This is a genomic window from Streptomyces sp. NPDC001634 (assembly GCF_040298185.1).
Classification (GTDB): Bacteria; Actinomycetota; Actinomycetes; order Streptomycetales; family Streptomycetaceae; genus Streptomyces.
On record NZ_JBEOZU010000046.1, the window covers coordinates 26,576 to 47,914 of the forward strand.

Annotated in this window: 17 protein-coding genes and 1 pseudogene; 10 read left to right on the forward strand and 8 right to left on the reverse strand. The window is 70.8% G+C overall.

All coding sequences use genetic code 11. The annotated features are described in order from the left end of the window. Window positions 1-2 precede the first annotated feature (2 nt). The 3 genes from ccrA to ABT186_RS27860 all read right to left on the reverse strand — a co-directional run bounded on the left by ccrA (window position 3) and on the right by ABT186_RS27860 (window position 4,515). Window positions 3-1,340 (reverse strand): crotonyl-CoA carboxylase/reductase, encoded by a 1,338-nt coding sequence (ccrA, locus tag ABT186_RS27850; protein WP_351237101.1) that lies wholly within the window; start codon window positions 1,338-1,340, stop codon window positions 3-5. A gap of 417 nt (window positions 1,341-1,757) precedes the next feature. Continuing rightward, on the reverse strand, window positions 1,758-2,573 hold the full coding sequence (locus ABT186_RS27855) for a TetR family transcriptional regulator (protein WP_351235356.1): 816 nt from the start codon (window positions 2,571-2,573) through the stop codon (window positions 1,758-1,760). A 136-nt stretch (window positions 2,574-2,709) separates the two neighbouring features. Beyond that, window positions 2,710-4,515 (reverse strand): 3-hydroxyacyl-CoA dehydrogenase family protein, encoded by a 1,806-nt coding sequence (locus ABT186_RS27860; RefSeq protein ID WP_351235358.1) that lies wholly within the window; start codon window positions 4,513-4,515, stop codon window positions 2,710-2,712. A 395-nt stretch (window positions 4,516-4,910) separates the two neighbouring features. Here ABT186_RS27860 and ABT186_RS27865 point away from each other — a divergent pair, with 395 nt between their 5' ends. Next, on the forward strand, window positions 4,911-5,486 hold the full coding sequence (locus ABT186_RS27865) for an adenylosuccinate lyase (protein WP_351235360.1): 576 nt from the start codon (window positions 4,911-4,913) through the stop codon (window positions 5,484-5,486). Between the two features lie 4 nt (window positions 5,487-5,490). Here ABT186_RS27865 and ABT186_RS27870 read toward each other — a convergent pair. The 4 genes and pseudogenes from ABT186_RS27870 to ABT186_RS27885 form a co-directional block, all read right to left on the reverse strand. Then, window positions 5,491-5,883, reverse strand: a pseudogene (locus ABT186_RS27870) (GNAT family N-acetyltransferase); the annotation flags it as partial. Between the two features lie 38 nt (window positions 5,884-5,921). Further along, a complete protein-coding gene (locus tag ABT186_RS27875; RefSeq protein ID WP_351927370.1) occupies window positions 5,922-6,320 on the reverse strand; it encodes a RidA family protein in 399 nt (132 codons plus the stop codon). Between the two features lie 56 nt (window positions 6,321-6,376). Further along, the gene (locus ABT186_RS27880) at window positions 6,377-7,954 is read right to left on the reverse strand and encodes an alpha/beta hydrolase (protein WP_351235364.1); all 1,578 of its coding nucleotides are present in this window, start codon (window positions 7,952-7,954) and stop codon (window positions 6,377-6,379) included. 155 nt (window positions 7,955-8,109) lie between these two features. Beyond that, on the reverse strand, window positions 8,110-9,150 hold the full coding sequence (locus tag ABT186_RS27885; RefSeq protein ID WP_351235366.1) for an Rv2578c family radical SAM protein: 1,041 nt from the start codon (window positions 9,148-9,150) through the stop codon (window positions 8,110-8,112). A gap of 170 nt (window positions 9,151-9,320) precedes the next feature. On the opposite strand from ABT186_RS27885, the gene ABT186_RS27890 reads away from it, so the two are divergent. The 7 genes from ABT186_RS27890 (at window position 9,321) to ABT186_RS27920 (ending at window position 18,311) form a co-directional block, all read left to right on the forward strand. Beyond that, window positions 9,321-9,764, forward strand: coding sequence for an SRPBCC family protein (locus tag ABT186_RS27890; protein WP_351235368.1), 444 nt, complete (start codon window positions 9,321-9,323; stop codon window positions 9,762-9,764). Between the two features lie 298 nt (window positions 9,765-10,062). Then, window positions 10,063-12,468 (forward strand): MFS transporter, encoded by a 2,406-nt coding sequence (locus tag ABT186_RS27895; protein ID WP_502973341.1) that lies wholly within the window; start codon window positions 10,063-10,065, stop codon window positions 12,466-12,468. Window positions 12,469-12,664: 196 nt separating this feature from the next. Further along, a complete protein-coding gene (locus tag ABT186_RS27900) occupies window positions 12,665-15,145 on the forward strand; it encodes an ATP-binding SpoIIE family protein phosphatase (RefSeq protein WP_351927372.1) in 2,481 nt (826 codons plus the stop codon). A 130-nt stretch (window positions 15,146-15,275) separates the two neighbouring features. Continuing rightward, a complete protein-coding gene (locus ABT186_RS27905; RefSeq protein WP_351235372.1) occupies window positions 15,276-16,295 on the forward strand; it encodes a DUF6454 family protein in 1,020 nt (339 codons plus the stop codon). 226 nt (window positions 16,296-16,521) lie between these two features. Next, entirely contained in the window at window positions 16,522-17,247 is a 726-nt protein-coding gene (locus tag ABT186_RS27910) for a class I SAM-dependent methyltransferase (protein WP_351237737.1), read from the forward strand. A gap of 255 nt (window positions 17,248-17,502) precedes the next feature. Beyond that, window positions 17,503-17,817: a LacI family DNA-binding transcriptional regulator gene (locus ABT186_RS27915; protein WP_351927374.1), complete on the forward strand. Its 315-nt coding sequence runs from the start codon at window positions 17,503-17,505 to the stop codon at window positions 17,815-17,817. A 218-nt stretch (window positions 17,818-18,035) separates the two neighbouring features. Further along, window positions 18,036-18,311: a substrate-binding domain-containing protein gene (locus ABT186_RS27920; RefSeq protein WP_351237733.1), complete on the forward strand. Its 276-nt coding sequence runs from the start codon at window positions 18,036-18,038 to the stop codon at window positions 18,309-18,311. Here the strand turns inward: ABT186_RS27920 and ABT186_RS27925 are convergent. Next, window positions 18,268-19,281, reverse strand: a complete 1,014-nt coding sequence (locus ABT186_RS27925) for a LacI family DNA-binding transcriptional regulator (protein WP_351927376.1) — start codon at window positions 19,279-19,281, stop codon at window positions 18,268-18,270. The genes ABT186_RS27920 and ABT186_RS27925 overlap by 44 nt on opposite strands. Before the next feature lie 120 nt (window positions 19,282-19,401). On the opposite strand from ABT186_RS27925, the gene ABT186_RS27930 reads away from it, so the two are divergent. Both ABT186_RS27930 and ABT186_RS27935 read left to right on the forward strand, forming a co-directional pair. Beyond that, window positions 19,402-20,556 carry a Gfo/Idh/MocA family protein gene (locus ABT186_RS27930; RefSeq protein WP_351237729.1) on the forward strand — a complete coding sequence of 385 codons (1,155 nt, stop codon included), beginning with the start codon at window positions 19,402-19,404 and terminating at the stop codon, window positions 20,554-20,556. Further along, complete coding sequence (locus ABT186_RS27935; protein WP_351927378.1) at window positions 20,553-21,197, forward strand: Gfo/Idh/MocA family protein; 645 nt, start codon at window positions 20,553-20,555, stop codon at window positions 21,195-21,197. Before ABT186_RS27930 ends, ABT186_RS27935 begins: the two co-directional genes overlap by 4 nt. Window positions 21,198-21,339: the final 142 nt, after the last annotated feature.

A 21,339-nucleotide genomic window follows, 5' to 3' on the forward strand; every position in this document is an offset into this window, starting at 1 on the left:
CCTCAGATGTTCCGGAAGCGGTTGATGGCGTCGATGTGCTTGGCGCGCAGTTCCTCGTCGCGCACGCCGAGGCCCTCCTCGGGGGCCAGGCACAGGACGCCGACCTTGCCCTGGTGGAGGTTGCGGTGGACGTCGTAGGCGGCCTGGCCGGTCTCCTCCAGCGAGTACACCTTGGACAGCGTCGGGTGGATCTTGCCCTTCGCGACGAGCCGGTTGGCCTCCCAGGCCTCGCGGTAGTTCGCGAAGTGCGAGCCGATGATCCGCTTCAGGGACATCCACAGGTAGCGGTTGTCGTACTCGTGGTTGTAGCCCGACGTAGAGGCGCAGGTGACGATGGTGCCGCCCTTGCGCGTGACGTACACCGAAGCGCCGAAGGTCTCGCGGCCCGGGTGCTCGAAGACGATGTCGACGTCCTCGCCGCCGGTCAGCTCGCGGATGCGCTTGCCGAAGCGCTTCCACTCCTTCGGGTCCTGGGTGTGCTCGTCCTTCCAGAACTTGTAGTCCTCGGCGGTGCGGTCGATGATCGCCTCCGCGCCCATCGAACGGCAGATCTCCGCCTTGGCCGGCGAGGAGACGACACAGATGGGGTTGGCGCCGCCCGCGAGCGCGAACTGGGTGGCGTACGAGCCGAGACCGCCGCTGGCGCCCCAGATCAGCACGTTGTCGCCCTGCTTCATCTGGGCGCCGTTACGGGAGACGAGCTGCCGGTACGCGGTGGAGTTGACCAGACCCGGGGCGGCGGCCTCCTCCCAGCTCAGGTGGCCCGGCTTGGGCATCAGCTGGTTGGACTTGACGAGCGCGATCTCGGCCAGGCCGCCGAAGTTGGTCTCGAAGCCCCAGATGCGCTGCTCGGGGTCGAGCATCGTGTCGTTGTGGCCGTCGGAGGACTCCAGCTCGACCGACAGACAGTGCGCGACGACCTCGTCGCCGGGCTTCCAGGCGTTGACGCCCGGGCCCGTGCGCAGGACGACGCCCGCGAGGTCGGAGCCGATGATGTGGTACGGCAGGTCGTGCCGCCTGGTGAGCTCGGAGAGCTTGCCGTAGCGCTCCAGGAAGCCGAAGGTCGGCAGCGGCTCGAAGATCGAGGTCCACACCGAGTTGTAGTTGACCGAGGAGGCCATGACGGCGACCAGGGCCTCGCCCGGGCCGAGCTCGGGCAGCGGGACCTCGTCCAGGTGCAGCGACTTGCGGGGGTCCTTGTCGCGGGTGGTGAGCCCCGCGAACATCTCCGTCTCGTCCTTGTGCACGGTGACCGCGCGGTAGGAGTCGGGGAGCGGCAGAACTGCGAAATCGGCGGACGTGGCCGTCCCCGATTGGATCGCGTCCAGGATGTCCTTCACTGTGTTGCCTCCGGCGAATGGCGTCTTGAGGGGAGACGCTGAGGGTTACGTCGGTGCTGCTGCTGGTGTGAGGGGTGCCGTCGGTTCGGCGGAGGTGGTGCTGTGGCAGCGCTTTGTGGCGCAGGAGGTTGCCTGTGACGCAGGCGTCCGGGCGCGCTCGCCGAGGGGGCTTGCGGGGACAGCCGGCGTACGAAAGGTCTCTGCACGCCGGCCGCCCGGACAACTTCACGCTATGGCACGGCGTGTCACCCCGCAAGGCACTGGGTGCCAGATATTGCTCTCAGATGAAATCTTTACGTAACAAATGAGCGATGATCGATCAAAGCTACCGCTGAGTAGGCGTAAACGAGGGCGGCCCTGTGGTGGCACTCGGTGCCGCCACAGGGCCGCGGTGATGCGTCCGAACGGGTGAAGAGGCTATGAACGCTCCTTGAGGGCCTGCTCGATGGCCCGCATGACCTCGTCGAGGGGTGCGTCGGTCCTGGCCACCGTCACCAGCACCTCCCCCTGTGTGGTCGCGGACGCAGGCGTCGCCGTGCGGGGTGCGACCTCCCGCCCGGCCCCGATCCCCGTGCCGAACGTCTTCCGCACGATCGCGAAGGCATGGTCGAGCTGGGCCTCGACGTCCCCCTGTCCGCCGGCCCGCAGCCAGCGCCGCAGGACGTGGTTGTGTGCCGTGACGACCGCCGAGGCGGCGACCTCCGCGAGCAGGGGATCGTCGTTCGCGTCGTCGTCGTGCGCGTGCTCGTCGAAGTGGCCGAGCAGATAGCGGGTGAAGAGGCGCTCGTAGCGGGCGACCGAGGCGATCTCCGCCTCGCGCAGTGTCGGCACCTCGCGTGTCAGCTTGTAGCGCTGCACGGAGATCTCCGGGCGGGCCGCGTACATCCTCATGACTTCCTTGATGCCGCGGCACACCGTGTCCAGCGGATGCTCGTGCGCGGGTGCGGCGTTGAGCACCGCCTCGGCCCGGATCAAGGTGTCGTCGTGGTCCGGGAAGATCGCCTCTTCCTTGGAGCGGAAGTGGCGGAAGAAGGTGCGGCGGGCGACACCGGCGGCCGCCGCGATCTCGTCGACGGTGGTCGCTTCGTACCCTTTGGTGGCGAACAGTTCCATCGCCGCGGCCGCCAGTTCCCGGCGCATCTTGAGCCGCTGGGCGGCGGCGCGACTGCCTGCGGCGCTCTCCGGTGCGTCGGGCGTGGCGGGCGTACGTGAGGACTTGGCGGGCTGGGACATGACCCGAACGTACTGCATCTGCGCAGGATGGTGCGCAGGTCCGGGGTTCCCCCCGCCCCGGGAGGGCGGGGGGTGGCCGGCCGGATCGAGCAGTCCGCCCCAGTCGGCGCCGCCCGCGAACCAGTCGCCGGGCCGGTCAGCGCTTGGCATATTCGCGGAAGCCGCGGCCGGTCTTGCGGCCGAGGCAGCCCGCGGCCACCAGGTGTTCCAGGAGCGGTGCGGGGGCCAGACCCGGGTCGCGGAACTCGCGGTGCAGGACCTTCTCAATGGCGAGCGAGACATCGAGACCCACCACGTCGAGCAGTTCGAACGGGCCCATCGGGTAGCCGCCGCCCAGCTTCATCGCCGCATCGATGTCGTCAAGAGACGCATAGTGCTCCTGCACCATCTTGATCGCGTTGTTGAGGTACGGGAACAGCAGGGCGTTCACGATGAATCCGGCCCGGTCGCCGCAGTCCACCGGGTGCTTCCTGATCGATGCACACAGCTCGCGGACTGTCGCGTGCACGTCGTCCGCGGTCAGCACCGTACGGACCACCTCGACCAGCTTCATGGCCGGCGCCGGGTTGAAGAAGTGCATGCCGACCACGTCCTGCGGGCGCGAGGTGGCACGGGCGCAGGCGACGACCGGCAGCGAGGAGGTGGTGGTCGCGAGGATCGCGCCGGGCTTGCAGACCTTGTCGAACGTGGCGAACAGCTGCTGCTTGACCGCCAGGTCCTCGGCGACGGCCTCCAGGGCCAGGTCGACGTCCGCGAAGTCGTCGTAGGAGCCGGTCGGCCGGATCCGGTCGAGCGTCTGCGCGGCCGCCTCGGACGTCATCCGGCCCTTGTCGACCGAACGTGCGAGCGACTTGCCGATCCGGGCCCGGGCGGCCTGGGCCTTCTCCTCGGTGCGGGCGGCGAGGACGACCTCGTACCCGGCCTTGGCGAAGACCTCGGCGATCCCGGACGCCATGGTGCCCGAGCCTGCGACACCCACCGAGCGGACCGTACGGCCCGGGACCAGGGAGGCACCGTCCAGCGGCGTCAGTGCGTCGCGCACGACGGTCGGGCTGCCGGGCGCCTCGTACGTGTAGAAGCCGCGCCCCGACTTGCGGCCGGTCAGGCCCGCCTCGCTGAGCTGCTTGAGGATCGGGGCGGGCGCGTGCAGCCGGTCGTGGGAGGCGGCGTACATGGCCTCCAGGACCGTACGGGCCGTGTCGATGCCGATCAGGTCGAGCAGGGCGAGCGGGCCCATGGGCAGTCCGCAGCCCAGCTTCATCGCGGCGTCGATGTCCTCGCGGGAGGCGTACTTGGCCTCGTACATCGCGGCGGCCTGGTTGAGATAGCCGAACAGCAGCCCGTCGGCGACGAACCCGGGCCGGTCGCCCACCGCGACGGGCTCCTTGCCGAGGTCGAGGGCGAGGTTGGTGACGGCGGTGACGGCCGCGGGCGCGGTCAGCACGGACGAGACGACCTCGACCAGCCGCATCGCCGGCGCCGGGTTGAAGAAGTGCAGCCCGAGGACGCGCTCGGGGTGGGCCGAGTCGGCCGCGAGCCGGGTGACGGAGAGGGCGTTGGTGCCGGTGGCGAGGATGGTGTCCGGGCGCACGATGCCGTCGAGGGCGCGGAAGACCTGCTGCTTGATCTCGTACGACTCCGGGACCACCTCGATCACCAGGTCCGCGTCGGCCGCAGCCCGCAGATCCGTGAAGGTGCGGAAGCGGGCGAGGGCGTCGTCGCGCTCCTGTTCGGTCAGACGCCCGCGGCCGACGGCGCGGGCGGTGGCCGACTCCAGGGCGGCGACGGCCTTGGTGGCCGCGGCCTCGCTGACATCGATACCGATGACCTCGCGGCCGGCCCGGGTCAGCACCTCGGTGATGCCGGTGCCCATGGTGCCGAGGCCGACGACGGCAATGGTCTTGAGGGGGGACAGGGACGTGTCGGACAGGGGAGTGGCCATGGCGGGACTCCAGGAATGAAGGTGACGACTGAGGGAAGCGCCTGGATACGCCGACGGGCGCACACAGTGCTGAGAGTGCGGGTGTTTGCCGGGCTGACAAGCGCACACGCCCGGTGTCGTCCACGGGCGTGCACACGCCCGGAACGATGATCCGACCGGCCCTGTCCCGGAGCCGCGTCGTACTGAGGTACCGATGTACCGAACCGACCAGCGTCCCCACCGCCTTACGGGAGTGGGAGGCGCCCCCTGCGACGGCTGCGTCACCAGGCCGCCGCAAGTCAGTGCGAGTGGGTAACTCGCTCGATTGAGCTTAACTCACGGGTAACGAGCACGCCAGCCCCCGGACTTTGTGATGTAGGTCCCCGTGTGCGGCGTGCGCCCCTAGTCTCAGCTTCATGGACGAAGCGTTGCGATCACTCACGGAGCGTGTGCAGGTGGAGGCCGGCGGGTCGCCGGGGTACGAGCGACTGGTGGCGACCGATGGCCTCGACGAGCTGGCCGCCGTGCTGACCGAGCCCGGACAGCCGCTGTGGGCGCGGGAACTCGCCGCGTTCCGGCTGGGCCTCGCGGAGGACCGGCGGGCGTTCGAGACGCTCATCCTGCTGCTCAACCACCGCGACCCCCAGCGCTGTGCGTCGGCCGCCTACGCCCTCGCCCGGCTCGGCGATCCGCGCACCGCCCGCGCGGCAGCCGCCCTCGCCACGAACGAACTCCGCGTCGCCTACGCACTCCACCCCATACGCCTGCTCGTCGAGCTGCGTGCCGCCGAGGCCGTCCCTGCGCTGATCACCACATTGCAGCGCAGACTGCGGCCGCACGATCCGTACCGGAAGGTGGCTCTCGCCTGCGTGGAGGGGCTCGGTGCGCTCGGCGACGCCCGGGCCAGACCCGTGCTGAACGAGGCGCTCGCGCACCCGGCGCTGGCGGAGGCGGCGGTGCATGCGCTGGCACTCATTTCCCGGCGGCAGTGACCCGTCAGACGGGGAGCGGCAACTCGGCCGCGTACCGCACCTCGGGCACGGCGACCCCGTCCGCGTCGAACGGCTCCTCGGTGCCGTCGGGGCGGAACCCGGCCCGTTCGTAGAAGCGCCTGGCGCGGATGTTCTCCCTGAGCACCCACAGGAACATCCGCCGGTACCCGGCCGCGTCGCACCGCCGTACCGACTCGGTGAGCAGGGCCCGGCCGATGCCGGTACCGAGCAGCTCGGGGGAGACGTACAGCGCGTACAACTCGGCGTCCCCGGTGCGGACTTCGCCGTCCCGGTACGGCCCGTGCGCCGCCCAGCCGACGGCCTGCCCGTCCCTCCCCCAGTGGCTCAATGGCCTGGGAGGCGCCCCCATACCGACCTGGTTCACGACACTGCCGTCCCTCTCCATGGACAGCCGTGCCTCCGCGCGGCCACGGGTTATTCCGGCAGTACCGCGTACGCCTCGATCTCCATCAGGAACTCCGGGCGTACCAGTGCGGCCACCTGCACCGCCGACGCGGCGGGCAGCCGGTCCTCGCGTATGTGCTCGGCACGGGCCGCGCGGATCGCCGGCATGTACGCCATGTCCGTGACGAAGAAGGTCAGTTTGACCACGTCGTCGAACGTGGCCCCGGTGGCGGCCAGACAGCGCCTCAGATTCTCGAAGACCTGCCGGGCCTGCGCCGCCGGGTCGCCCTCGCCGACGAGCTTGCCGTCCTCGTCCAGGGCGAGCTGGCCGGAGATCGCGACGAAGCGGCCGGTGCCCATGACGACGTGAGTGTACGCGGCGGCGGGGGCGACCCCGTCGGGGGCGGGAATCCTGGTCAGCTCGGTCATGCGTCCATGGTGGACCATGGGTCTGACAACGCCCCCGACGGGCCCGGAGGACAGCTTCAGCCGCGGGAGCCGAGCAGCCCGTGCAGCGTCGAACCGTGCGAGGCGGTGGACACCGCCTTGGTGCTCAGCGGCTCCGGATCGGGCAGTTTCTGGCACACCGCGTCAATGCCCCCGCTGCCGTGCGGCACTGTGCCGTTGGCGAGGTACGCCGCCAGGTACTTGTCCAGGCAGGCGTTCCCGCTCAGCGTGATGCCGTGGTTCCCGCCGCCCTGCTCGACCACCAGGCTGGAGCCGCGCAGCAGATGATGGACCGTCACACCACCGCGGTAAGGGGTGGCCGCGTCATTGGTCGCCTGGAACAGCAGCGTCGGCGGCAGCGCGGTGTTGGAGACGTCCACCGGTCGCAGCGAGCTCCTCGGCCAGAAAGTGCAGGTCGCGTTGTACCAGGCGTTGTTCCAGGCCATGAACGGCGCCTTGTCGTACACGGCCCAGTTGTCATTGCGCCACTGTGCCCAGCCCCGGGGCCAGGAGGTGTCACGGCACTGCACGGATGCGTAGACGCTGTACCCGTTGTCGCCCGAGGCGTCGATGGCGCCGAGCTTCGTGTACATCGCGACCAGCGGGCCGGAGTCCTTGTCGTTCACATACGCCGCGAACGCCTGGGCGAGGTACGGCCAGTAGCCGTTGTAGTAGCCGCCGGGGATGAAGGTGTCCTCCAGTTCGGAGGCCCCCACCTTCTTCTGGGCCGGGTTCTTGGCCAGCGCGGCCCGCATCGCGTACCACTTGGCCTCGACCTCGGCCGGGTCGGTGCCGAGCCTGTACGTCGAGTCGTGCTTGGCGATCCACGCCATCAGGGCCTGGTGGCGGTCGTTGAACGCGTAGTCCTGCTGGATGTTGTCGTCGTACCAGACGCCCGTGGGGTCGACGATGGAGTCGAGCACCAGACGGCGTACCCCCTGCGGGAAGAGCTTCGCATAGACGGCGCCGAGGTAAGTGCCGTACGAGTACCCGAAGTAGCTGACCTTCTTGGCGCCCAGAGCCTTCCGGATCGCGTCCATGTCCCGCACGGCGCTGACCGTGTCGATGTACGGCAGCACGCTCGCGTACTTGGTGGCGCACGCCATGGCGAAGGACGTGACACGGGAGAGGTTGGCCTTCTCCAGGGCAGGGGTGCTGGGCACCGAGTCCGGGCGCACCGGGTTGAAGTAACCCGGCTTGCAGTCCAGGGCGGGCTTGCTCTTGCCCACGCCCCGAGGGTCGAACCCGATGACGTCGTACTGTGCCGCCACCGCCTTGGGCAGCGAGGACGCGACGAATCCCGCGAGGGTCAGACCGCTGCCGCCGGGCCCGCCGGGATTGACCAGCAGCGGCCCCTGATAGGTCTTCGCGGTGTGCGGGACGCGGGAGAGCGCCAGCGTGATCTGCCGTCCGAGCGGGTTCGCGTAGTTGAGCGGCACCGTCACGGACGCGCACTGGAGCGTCGGATAGGCGGCGGTGGCGCACTTCTTCCAGGTGGGTTTCGCCGCTTGCGCGGTGTCCGCGGTGCGCGGCGCACTTGCGTCGGCCGGGACGCTTGTGAGCATCCCGGCCACGACCACGGCGGCACCGCACAGCACGGCTGCGCGTTTTGTCATGTAAGGCCTCCCAGGACGGAGGGGGTCGGACCCCGAGTGTCAGGTCCTCGCCGCATCGTCCCGGAAAGCTGCGCCGGAAAAGCGCGTTCAGGCAAGAGTTGACCCAATTGGGCCGCGGGAAGCGCCCGGATGCGCCCCGGGCAGGAACCGAATCCTCAAAGGAGGGAGAGCTGGATCGGGCCGGCCGCCACGGGCTCGGGCGTCAGCGGCTCGGGCGGCCGGATTCTGCGCGGCATCCCGGCGCGCGTGGGGCCGATGCCGTACTCCTGTGCCAGTTCGTGCACCTGACGGGTGATCCGACGCTGGTACCACTTCGGGGCGTACGCGCCCTCCGCGTACAGGCGCTCGTAGCGGCGTACGAGATACGGGTGCCGGCGCTCCAGCCAGGCCATGAACCACTCACGGGCGCCCGGGCGCAGATGCAGCACCAGCGGGGTCACGGAGGTGGCCCCGGCGGCGGCGATCGCTCGTACCGTGGCGCGCAGTTGGGCCGGGTGGTCGCTCAGGAACGGGACCACCGGGGCCATCAGGACGCCGCAACCGATGCCGTGCTCGCCCAGGGTGCGTACGACGTCCAGGCGGCGCTCCGGCGCCGGGGTGCCGGGTTCGACGGTGCGCCACAGCTCCTGGTCGACGAAGCCGACGGAGACGGAGATGCCGACGTCGGTGACCTCCGAGGCCTGCTTGAGCAGGTCGAGGTCGCGCAGGATCAGCGTCCCCTTGGTGAGGATCGAGAAAGGGTTCGCATGGTCGCGCAGGGCCGAGATGATGCCCGGCATCAGCCGGTAGCGGCCCTCGGCCCGCTGGTAGCAGTCGACATTGGTGCCCATCGCGATGTGCTCTCCGAGCCAGCGGCGCGAGCCGAGGTGGGAGCGCAGCAGCTCCGGGGCGTTGACCTTCACCACGATCTGGCTGTCGAAGCCGAGCCCCGTGTCGAGGTCCAGGTAGCTGTGCGTCTTGCGTGCGAAGCAGTACACGCACGCGTGCGTGCAGCCCCGGTAGGGGTTGACCGTCCACTCGAACGGCATGCGGGAGGCGCCCGGCACCCGGTTCACGATGGAGCGGGCCCGGACTTCGTGGAAGGTGATGCCGCGGAATTCCGGGGTGTCGAAGGTGCGGGTGGTCACCGCGTCCGCGTCGAACAGCGCGGGGTTGCGGGCAGGGGCGGGGTTCTCGGCCAGATGTTCCCAGCGCATGGGGCGCCTCCTTGGTAGCACTGGGCACAGAATAGAACACATGTTCTCTTGATCGCGACGATGATTTCGATCGATCGTTCGATTCTGCAGGGGTGTCCCCGTCGCCGGCCGGGCCTGCGGATGTGATGGGATGGCGCAACACCCCCATCACGTACAGGAAGAGGAAGGTCATGGCGCAGGTCGAGGCCTCGACGGAGCGGGTCATCGCGGCGGACGCGGAGACGGTGTTCGACACCCTCGCCGACTACAGCGGCAGCCGCGCGAAGGTGCTGCCCGAGCAGTTCAGCGAGTACGAGGTGCGCGAGGGCGGTGACGGTGAGGGCACCCTCGTGCACTGGAAGCTCCAGGCCACCAGCAAGCGCGTCCGTGACTGCCTCCTGGAGGTGAGCGAGCCGACCGACGGTGAACTCGTCGAGAAGGACCGCAACTCCACGATGGTCACCACCTGGCGGGTCACCCCGGCCGGCGAGGGCAAGTCCCGGGTCGTCGTGACCACCACCTGGAAGGGGGCGAGCGGCATCGGCGGCTTCTTCGAGAAGACCTTCGCGCCCAAGGGCCTCGGCCGGATCTACGACGCGCTGCTCGCGAAGCTGGCTGCCGAGGTGGAGAAGTAACACCGGGTACGACACCGGAAGCGACCGGGCGGGACCGGGGGCGCCGCTGCGCTCCTTGCGCGCACCGGGGGCGCGGAGCCCGCATCCCGAGCCCCCGGTGCGCGCCTCGTCCGTCGTCCGGCTGATTCTCACGCTCACCGTTTCGAGTGGTTTTCCGTCCGGTGCGGTTGTGCGCCGTAGCGCTCCGACCGGCGCATACCTTCAAGCGGCCGGTCGCATGGGCGACTCGTCGCGCTTGCTCCCAGTTGTCGCGCAATGCGAGAAATGGGCGGCGCAGGCGCGACGAGGGGAGCGGTACGTGGGCGGGACGACTGCGGTGAACGAGGTGGCCGCGGGCAGCAAGCAGGCCGTGCCGCCCGTGGTCCCGGACCCGCCCCGGGAGCCGGCCGGCCCCGAACCCCCGGCGGCGCTCAGCCCCCGCCGGGTGCGCCTGGTCTTCGTCGGGCTCATGCTCGCGCTCCTGCTCGCCGCCCTCGACCAGATGATCGTGGCCACCGCGCTCCCGAAGATCGTCGGCGAACTGCACGGCCTGGACCGGATGTCCTGGGCGATCACCGCGTACCTGCTGACCTCCACCGTCGGACTGCCCGTCTACGGCAAGTGCGGCGACCTCTTCGGGCGCAAGGGCGTCTTCCAGTTCGCGATCGCCGCCTTCGTCGTCGGCTCCGCGCTTGCCGGACGGGCGCAGTCCATGGACCAGCTGATCGCCTTCCGTGCCGTCCAGGGCGTCGGTGCCGGCGGGCTCATGATCGGCGTGCAGGCGATCATCGCGGACATCGTCCCGCCCCGCGAACGCGGCCGCTTCATGGGCATCATCGGCGCTGCCTTCGGCCTCGCCTCCGTCGCCGGGCCCCTTCTGGGCGGGTACTTCACCGACCACCTCTCCTGGCGCTGGTGCTTCTACGTCAACGTGCCCTTCGGCCTGGTCACGCTGGCCGTCATCACCGCCGTGCTGAAACTGCCGAAGCCCGCCGCGAAGGGTCGCCTCGACGTGCTCGGCACACTGCTGCTGACCGCCGCCTCGACCTGTCTGGTGCTGCTGACCAGTTGGGGCGGCATCGAGTACGCCTGGGGCTCGCGCGTCATCCTGGGGCTGGGCGCGGGCGCCGTCCTCGCGAGCGCGCTCTTCCTGATCGCAGAGGGGTTCGCCGCCCAACCCCTCATCCCCCTGCGGCTCCTGAGGGACTCGGTCTTCAACGTCACCGCCTTGGTCGGGCTGGTCATCGGTGTCGCCCTGTTCGGCGCCGCCAGCTACCTTCCCACCTTCCTGCAGATGGTCGACGGGGCGAGTGCCACCGAGTCCGGGCTGCTGATGCTGCCGATGATGGCCGGTATCGTCGGTGCCTCGATCGTCTGCGGACAACTGATCAGCCGTACCGGCCGCTACAAGCTCTATCCGGTCCTCGGCAGCGCCCTGGCCGCCGTCGGCATGTGGCTGCTGTCCCGGCTCGACGTGGACACGCCGCGGCTGCAGTACAGCATCTGGATGGCCGTCCTCGGCGCCGGTATCGGCATGGTGATGCCGGTCCTCATCCTCGCCGTGCAGAACTCCGTGCGCCCCGCCGACCTCGGCGCCGCGACCAGCGCCAACAACTACTTCCGGCAGATCGGCGGCAGCGTCGGCGCCGCCGTCTTCGGCACCCTGTTCGCCAACCGGCTCTCGGACGCCCTCGCGTCACGGCTCCCCGCGCGCGCCGGCGCCCGCCTGCCCGACCCCGAGTCCATCACCCCGCAGCTCGTCCATGCACTGCCCCCGGCGCTGCGTGACACATACATCGCGGCCTACGCCGACGCCATGCCACGGATCTTCCTCTACCTCGTGCCGGTGCTCGTCCTCGGCCTGCTCATCGCCGTCTTCCTCAAGGAGAAACCACTGGTGTCCCACAACGCCCCAGCCGATTCCCCGCCCGCGGCCCAGGTACCGCACGCGCGTTCGCCGTACGTCGCCGGAGTTCCCGTCTGCGGCACGGTCCAGCATCCCGACGGCACCGTAGTGCCGCGTGCCGCGCTCACCCTCATCGACGTCGCCGGACAGCAGATCGGGCGCGGCGCGAGCGGCGAGGACGGACGGTACGCGCTGTCCACGCCCGGATCCGGCTCCTACGTCCTGATCGCTGCGGCCGGCGGCCACCAGCCGCAGGCGGTCTCGGTGACCGTCGGGGAGCGGCCGGTCGAGCTCGACCTCGTGCTCGGCGGCGCGGGACGGCTGGCGGGAAGTGTGCTCACGGCCGACGGAACTCCCGTGCGCGAGGCCACCGTCACGCTCACCAATGTGCACGGAGAGGTGGTCGCCACCACCCGGAGCGGGCGGGAAGGGGCGTACGTCATCACCGAGCTGGTGGCCGGGGAGTACACCCTCGCCGCGAGCGCGCCCGCGTTCCGCCCGGCGGCGCTGCCCGTCACCGTGCAGGCCTCGCGCGAGACCCGGCAGGACGTCGAACTCGCGGGCGGCGCGGTGCTGCGCGGCACCGTACGCGCGGGGGACGGGCGGCCCGTGGACGACGCGCGCGTGACACTGCTCGACGCCGCGGGCAACGTCGTCGACACGTTGACGACCAGGGCCGACGGGACGTTCCGGTTCGTCGATCTGTCGTCGGGTGAGTACACGGTCATCGCTGCGGGGTACCCGCCGGTGGCTACGGTGCTTCAGATTGCCGGGGGTGGTCGAACGGAGCGTGATCTGCAGTTGGGGCATGAGGACTGAGGGGGTGGGGGCCGGTCCGGTCCGTCGGCTGCGAGTTGTCTGTGGCTTGTCGCGCCGTTCTCCGCGCCCCTGAAGGCGCGCCGGTGGCGCCCCCTGGTGGGCAATTCATGTAATGCCACACATCGCAACCGGTCGTCGCCGTACCGTGGTTGTGCGGCACAGATCTTGCAGACCTTGGGGAGAGAGGGCCTGGGCCATGGACCATGGCACCGAGAGGGGAGAACTTCCCGGCCCCTCGAACTGGTACGGCGCTGCGGAGTACGCCGTGGCCGGCCGCATCCCCCTGGCCGTGGTTGTGGTGGACCGCGACGGCCTGGTCTCGCACTGGAGCCGGGGTGCGCGGCAGCTGTTCGGCGTGCCCAGAGAAGGCGCCCTCGGCCGGTCCGCCATCGATCTGCTGCCCGTTTCCGGCGCCCTTCCGGAGGAGGACGAGGCCGGGCCCTACGGTGCATACGCGGCGTACGACGGACTCGGCCCCGACCTGGAGACCTCGCTCGACGGACGGCTGTCCTATCCGGCCGCGGGACGTGCTCGCATCTCCGTGCCGGACCGCGAGCGCGCCGATGTGGTGTGGTGGGCGTACCCCCTGGTGGGCCCTGGCCCGGAGCGGCTGCTGGTGCTGGCCGCCGACGCGGGCGCGCTGCACCACCAGGACGACGACCTGGCCGTCGAGCGCATCGCGCCCGGCTTCGCCCTGCACACCGACTTCCCCGGGGCCGAGGAACTCGCTCGGGGACTGCCCGAGATCCTGCCCAGCATGAGCGTCGGCGAAAGCGCCCGCATCGTCTCGCAGGTCCTCGAACTGGGCTACCCCGTCCTGGAGTTCAGCCAGAACGACCGGGTGCCGGTCACCCCCGACTGGGGCGTGCCCAGACGCGCGGAGCGCAAGGCGCGCCGGGCGCGGGCGGAACGGGCCGTGGCGGCCGGGCAGCCGCTGCCCGAAGACCTCCGGGACGAGGGCGAGGACCTCGAGTACGTCGCGGTGCGCGAGCGCCTGGAGTTCCTCAATGAGGTCAGCGGCAGGATCGGCACCTCACTGGACCTGGCGCAGACCATCGTCGAGGTCAGCAAGGCCGTCGTGCCCCGTTTCACGGACGTGGCCGGCACATATCTGCGGGAACAGGTCGTCGCCGGCGAGGGGTTCCCCGAGGGCGTGCCCGACACCACGACCATGTGGCACCGGGTCGCCGTCGAACACACCGACGAGCCGGGCCGCTGGGACGATGTCGTACCGGTCGGCGAGGCCATGCCGTTCCCGGCGCACACGCCCTTCTTCCAGTGCATGACCACCGGCGAGCCCGTCCTCGTACCGCGCATCAGCGAGGAGATGGGGCATGCCATCGCCTCCCAGTTCGACAAGCGCGACATCCGGCCCCTCATCAACAACCGCTCCATGCTGGTCGTGCCCCTCAAGGCGCGCAACGTGGTGCTCGGCTTCATGATCCTGCTGCGCCACCCCGAGCGCACCGAATTCAACGACATGGACCGTGTCACGGGGGCCGAACTCGCCGCCCGGGCGGGCCTGGTGCTCGACAACGCGCGCATGTACACGTACCAGGAGGCTGTCGCGGAGACCCTCCAGGACAGCATGCTGCCGCATATCGCGCCCCGCATGGCGGGCTGCGACATCGCCACCCGCTATCTGCCGGGCACGCTGCTCGGACGTGTGGGCGGCGACTGGTTCGACTCCGTGAAACTGCCGGGCGCCCGCACCGCCCTGGTCGTCGGCGACGTCATGGGCCACGGCCTCAACTCCGCTGCGATGATGGGCCAGTTGCGTACAGCCGTACAGACCATGGCCGCCCTCGACCTGCCGCCCGCCCAGCTGCTGCGCAACCTCGACGACCTCGCCCAGCGGCTCGGCGACACCTACCTCGCGACCTGTCTGTACGCCGTCTACGACCCGATCGCGAGCGAGCTGCACATCGCCAACGCCGGCCATATCCCGCCGGTGATCGTCCGCGCCGACGACGGGCGCAGTGAACTGCTCGAACTGCCCACGGGCGCGCCGATCGGGGTCGGCGGGGTGCCGTTCGAGTCGGTACGCGTGCGCGTGGCGCCCGGCGACCGTCTGGTGATGTGCACCGACGGTCTGGTCGAAGTGCGCGGCGAGGACATCGGTGTCGGCCTTGCGACGCTGTGCGAGTCCGCCGCGCACCCGGCGGCCTCCATGGACGACGCCTGCGACACGATCATCCGTGCCCTCGCTGTGACATTTTCAAAAGCGGGCCGCGGCGGCCGCAAGGACGATGTGGCGCTGCTGATGGCCCGGCTCAACGGCATAGAGCCCGAGGACGTCGCCGTGTGGCGGCTCGCCCTCGATCCGGTCGAGGTCGGCCGGGCCCGCGCGGCGGTCCGCGAACAGCTCCACGCATGGGGGCTCGGCACGCTCGCCGACAACGCCGAGCTGATGGTCGGTGAGCTGGTCACCAACGCCGTACGGCACGCCCACAGCCGCCGGGTCGAACTGCGCCTGGTGCGTGGTGACACCCTGCTGTGCGAGGTGGACGACGACGATCACACCCTGCCCACGCTGCTCAGCGCCGGGCCCGGTGACGAGTTCGGCCGCGGGCTGCGCGTGGTGAGCACGCTGGCCCGCGAGTGGGGGACCAGCCGTACGAACGGTGGCAAGACGGTGTGGTTCGAACTGACGTTGCCGCGCACACGGCGCCGCTGAGCCGCCGCCGAATCACCTGGCACCGCGACTGGTCATTTCGATGACCGTTATGCGGTGCGACCCTGCGGATTCACTTCGCCCTCGTACGGTCACTGCGTTCTCGGGGGCCCACAGAACAGCAGGGGTGGACATGAAGAACATGATGACCGGCCGTATCGCAGCCGCCGCGGCGCTGTCCGCATGCCTCGCCGCCGGGGGCGTGGCGGTCGCGGCCCACTCGACCCAGCAGGCCGGCTCGCCCACGACCCGTTCCGTCGCAGCCGAGAGCCAGCAGGACGGCATCCTGGCCCAGGCATTCGGTGTGGTCGATCGCAACACCAACTGGCAGCTCACCGGCAAGATGAAGCTCAACTTCGCGACTTACCACACCGAGGGGATGGTCCAGGCCGGAGGCCATGTCTTCCTGTCCGCGGTCCAGATCATCGAGCCCACGCAGAAGTACCCCACCCCGCAGGGTGGGTACGACCGCACTCCCGGTCGCGGTATCGGCCACGTGTTCGTGATGGACCGCGAGGGACACCTGCAGCGGGACATCGTCCTGGGCGAGGGGGACATGTACCACCCCGGTGGCATCGACTCCGACGGGAGCTCGGTGTGGGTGCCCGTGGCGCAGTACCGTCCGGGCAGCAGCTCCATCATCTACCGCATCGATCTCCAGACCCTCGACGTTCACAAGGAGTTCGAGGTCAAGGACCACATCGGCGGCATTGTCCGCGACGAGGTCACCGGTCACCTCATCGGCAACACCTGGGGCTCGCGCCACTTCTACGAGTGGAACGGGCAGGGGCGGCAGATCGCCGACTGGGACAACTCCGAGCATTTCATCGACTACCAGGACTGCCAGTACGTCCCGGACCGCAAGATGCTCTGCGGCGGCATCACGAACCTGCCCCAGACCCCGGCCGCAGGCGGCACCGGCGCCGTCTACGAACTCGGCGGCATGGCGCTGATCGACCTGCGCAGCCACCGGGTTCTGCACGAGGTGCCCTTCCAGAAGTGGTCGACCGCCGGCCACGTGGTCACCCGCAATCCCCTCAAGCTGTCGGCCGACGGGGACACGATCACGATGTGGGCCGCACCCGACAACGGCGACGAAGGCAACGGCACCGAGATCCTGACGTACCGGGCGAGCGTGCACCCGGCCGGCTGACCTGCCGGAGCCCGGGCACGAAGAGCAGCACGCCGACGTGCGACGGCCGCGGCTACCGCGGCCGTCGCAACTGCCGGGTCCCGTACGGCCATGACGTCGTCCAGGCCGCCCGCTCGAATGGCCGGTGAAGGAATGCGCCAGGCGCTTGTCGCTTCACTCCGGGCGCGATAGACCGATCTCGCCCGTCACCTCCGGCGGGTTCCGGTCGCATCCTGGGGAGTTGGGCATGAGCGTGACGAGTCGGTACCGAGAGGCCTGGGAGGGCTTCTGGCGAGAGGCCCCCGACGAACCGGGGGCCGTCTTCTGGGACGCGGAACCGGCGCTGACCGTCGGCGTTCATCTGCCCCTGTTCGAACCGCTGTTGGCCGATTCCGGCCTGCCCGTTGTGGACCTCGGCTGCGGCAACGGCACCCAGACCCGTTACCTTGCCGACCACTTCACCCACGTCGTCGGCGCCGACCTGTCGGCCTCGGCGCTCGACCACGCCCGCCGCGCCGATACCGAGGGCCGGGCCCAATACCGTCTGCTGGACGCAGCCGAAAAGCACGAGGCCGAAACACTGCACGCCGAACTCGGCGACGCCAACGTCTATATGAGGGGCGTGCTGCACCAGTGCGAACCCGCCGACCGGCAGCCGCTCGTCGACGGGATCGCGACGCTGGTGGGGGAGCGGGGCCGGGTCTTCCTCGTCGAACTCGCCGAGGCCGCGGGACTCGTCCTGAAGAACCTGGCCCAGAGCTCCGAGGGCCCGCCGGCCAAGCTCGCCCCCGTCTTCCGGCACGGCATAGCCCCCGGGGAGGTGGCGGACGCCGCGGTACCGGAGTTTTTGCACACGGCGGGCCTCAGGGTCGTCGCGAGCGGTGAACTGCCCCTGGTCACAACGGAGTATGCGGGCGACGGCACGCGCATAGAGCTGCCGTCGAGGTGGATTGTGGCGGGTCGGGAGGGGTGAGGACGGGGCGGGGGGCGGCTCGCTCCTCGTCAACGGGTGAGGGCCGCCCCTCATCAACAGCGCGAGCCATGCCCCCGGCACCCACGGCAGAGGCGTCGCCGACGGCCGCCGGCCGCCGGCCGACCCCGGTCGAGCGGCCGACGGGGCTGCGGCGGCGCCCTGCGATCGGCGCCGTTCTCCGCCTGCCTTGCCCGGCCCAACGGCGCGGGAGCGGGCTCGCGACCCCGCCTGGAAGACCTCGCGGCACCCGCCGGGGTGTCCACGGCCTCGGTGTCCCTGGTGCCGCGGGGCGCGCCCGGGCCCGGCGGGCGTACCCGGCATCGGGTACTGCAGGCCGAGGCCGAGCTCGGCCTTCGGCCGGACCGCAACGCCGGCCTCCTGGCCCGCAGTCGCAGTCGGCTGCTCGGCGTCATGGTCGAGATCCAGGGTCCGTTCCACGCCGACCTGGTGGAGCATCTGCACAGGGCCGCGGAGGTGGTCAGCCACGACCGTGTCCTCATCACCCAGACCCGTACCCGCGACGAGGACGCCGCCGTCGAGACCCTGCCGGCCTTCCGCAGCAGCCGCTGATACTCCTCGGCCCGACCGCCCGCCGTGCGGCGCCACGGCCTGGACGACGATATGCGGGTCCTGCATGGCGCCCACACCGAAGCGGCCCCTGAACGGGCCGCCCGCCACCTCCTCGACAGCGGCGAACCGCCCACCGCCGTCGACGATCTCCCGTACGCCGAGCAACCGGTCGTGCGTCGTGAACCGGAACGCCGCCTCGCCGCCCTGTGCCCCGTTGTGTGGCGTTCAACGACCAGTGCGCCATCGGCGTCCTGGCCGCGCTCGGTCGCGCGGGCGTCGCCGTTCCGGGCACCGCGTCCGTCGCGGGCTACGACGACGCGCCCTCCCGGCTGAGCTGCTCCGACCTGACCACGGTCGGCCGGACCGCCGAGGACCAGGCGCGGAACGCGGTGACCGTCGCTGTCCAGCGACTGGACCAGGGGCGCACGGAACCGCGCGAGGTCGTCCTCCTCACGTGTCCGCCCCCCGGCCCGGCGCCCCCGTCGTCCCCCTGACCTCCAGGGCCGGTGTGGTCAGCACCAGTTGCGCGGGGCGGGCGGGATCGGCGATGCGGTCGAGCAGGCACTGTGCGGCGCGGCGGCCGACGTCGTGGCTGCCGTTGTCCACCGTGGTGAGCCACAGGTGCCGCAGGCGCGAGAGATATGTGTTGTCGTAGCCCACGAGGGAGAGGTCGCGCGGCACCTGGAGCCCGAGTTCCTCGGCCGCCGACAGGGCGCCGACGCACGCGATGTCGTTGAACGCGAAGACGGCGGTGGGGCGTTCGCGGGCGCTGAGGAGCCGGACCGTGGCACGGTAGCCGCCTTCCTCCGTCAGGTCGCCCTGTTCCACGACCGCCGTGTCCGCGAGTCCGTGCTCGCGCATCACGGCCCCGAAGCTGCGCCGGCGCAGTTCGCCGACCACCCCCTGCCCGGCGATATGGGCGATGCGGCGATGGCCGAGGCCGATGAGGTGCTCCGTGGCGAGTCGGGCGCCGTACTCGTCGTCGTTGGCGACGATGTCGACCGCCGGCAGCTCCGGCTCACGGGCCCCCGCGACGACGGTGGGGACCTGGGCGGCCGCCGTGCGCAGCGCCTCGGAGGGCGGCAGGGTGCCGACGGCGATCAGTCCGTCGACCCGCAGGTCCGTGAAGGTGCGGGTGAGGTCCTCGCCGAGGCGCCGGTTGAGGTGGCCGTCGGCCAGCAGCATACGCAGACCGGAGTCGTGCAGACGGGAGTTCAGGCCGTCGAGCAGCTCCACGAACCAGGGGTTGCGCATGTCGTTCAGCAGGACGCCGACCGTACGGGTGCGCCGCTCGCTGAGGCTTCGCGCCGCGGCGTTGGGCCGGTAGCCCAGCTCCTCGACGGCCGTCAGCACGGCCTGCCGCTTCTCCGGGCGCACCTGGTCGGAGCCGCGCAGTACCAGAGAGACCAGCGATTTCGACACTCCGGCCCGTTCGGCTACATCGCGGATCGTCGGCGGTCTCATGCCTGGACCGTTCCATATGGTGAGCGCGCCTGTCAAAGGGAGCGGAGGGGATTGACAAGTGCTGGAACGGACTCCAGTGTGGGCCGGGCAAGTTATGGACCGGTCCAAAGAAGGGCAGTCATGGTGAGTACGCTCGGCGTCGCCGTCGTCGGATTCGGCTGGATGGGCCGGGTGCACACCCAGGCCTACATCCGCGTGCCGCACCACTTCCCGCAGCTGTCCGTACGGCCCGAACTTGTCGCCGTCGCCGACGACGTGCCCGGCCGGGCGGAGGAGGCGGCCGGGCTGTACGGCTTCGCCACCGCCGTCCGGGACTGGCACGAGATCGCCGCCGACCCCCGGGTGGAGGCGGTGAGCATCGCCGCCCCGAACTTCCTGCACCGCGAGATCGGCGTCGCCATGGCCGAGGCGGGCAAGCACATCTGGATCGAGAAGCCTGTCGGCCTGACCGCCGGGGACGCCCGCGCGGTCGCCGCCGCCGTCGACAAGGCGGGTGTCCAGGGCACGGTCGGCTTCAACTACCGGGGCGCACCTGCCGTGGCCGCCGCCCGCGAGCTGATCGCCTCCGGCGAGATCGGCACCGTCACCCATGTCCGCATCCGCCTCTTCAGCGACTACGCAGCCCACCCCGAGGGGGCCCTGACCTGGCGGTACGAGCGCGAGCGGGGCGGCAGCGGAGTCCTCGGAGACCTCGCCTCGCACGGGGTGGACCTGGCCCGCTTCCTGCTCGGTGAGATCGAGTCGCTGGCCGCCGACACCGCCGTCTTCATCCCCGAACGGGCCCGTCCCACCGGCGCCACCGCGGGCCACACCCGGGCGACGGGCGGTGTGCCGGGCCCGGTCGAGAACGAGGACTACGTCAACTGTCTGCTGCGCTTCGTCTCCGGCGCCCGCGGCGTCCTGGAGGCCTGCCGGGTCTCCGTCGGCGAGCAGAACAACTACGGATTCGAGGTCCACGGCACCAAGGGCGCGGTCTTCTGGGACTTCCGTCGTATGGGCGAACTCGGCGTCTGTCGCGGCACGGCCTACCAGGACCAGCCCGTCAGCACCGTCTACGTCGGCCCCGGCCACGGCGAGTACGCCGCCTTCCAGCCCGGCGCGGCCAACGGCATGGGCTACGACGACCTGAAGGTCATCGAGGCGCACAACTTCCTGCGCTCGGTCGCGGAGGGAACCGCCCATGGCGCCACCCTCGACGACGCCGTGCACAGCGCCGCCGCCCTGGACGCCATGAGCCGCTCGGCCGAGCGGCGCGGATGGGTGGACCTGGCATGAGCACCGTACGCATAGGAGTGATCGGGGCGGGCAACATGGGCGCCGACCATGCCGCCAACCTGCACCGTTTCGTCTCCGGCGCCGCCGTCACCGTGGTCGCCGACGTCGACGGGGAGCGGGCCGCCTCCGTCGCCGCCGCGCTGCCCGGCGCCCGGGCCACGGGCGACGCGTACGCGCTGATCGCCGACGCGGAGGTGGACGCCGTCGTCATCGCCTCGCACGACTCCACCCACGCTGCCCTGACCGTCGCCGCCGTGCGGGCCGCGAAGCCCGTGGGGCCTGCGTCCTCTGGACCCCGCCTGTGGCCCCGCCGTTGGACCCCCGCGGGGACTGCGTCCCCTGCACCCCGGCCCGCCCCTCCACCCTGGCGGGACTGCGTCCCCTGGACACCGCCTGTGGCTGCGCCCCTGGACCCCCGTGGGGCCTGCGTCCTCTGGACCCCGCCGGGGGCTGCGCCCCTGGCCCCCGCGCGGACTGCGTCCCCTGGACCCTGCCCGGGGCTGCGCCCCTGGACCCTGCCCGGGGCTCCGCCCCTGCTCCCCGGCGGGACTGCGTCCCCTGCACCCGCCCGGGGCTCCGCCCCTGCACTCCGCCCTGGGCTTCGCCCCTGGCCCCCGCTCCTCAGGTGCCGGAGGGGCTGAATTTTCAGCGCCCATCGGCATGACTCAGCCCGTCGTGGGGGTCCCCCTGCTCCAGCGGAGCCGAGAGTTTGGGGGAGTCTGAGGACGAGGCCGTTCAGGCCGAAGCGGGGGGCTGGGGGCGGCAGTCGCCAGGGACCGGCAG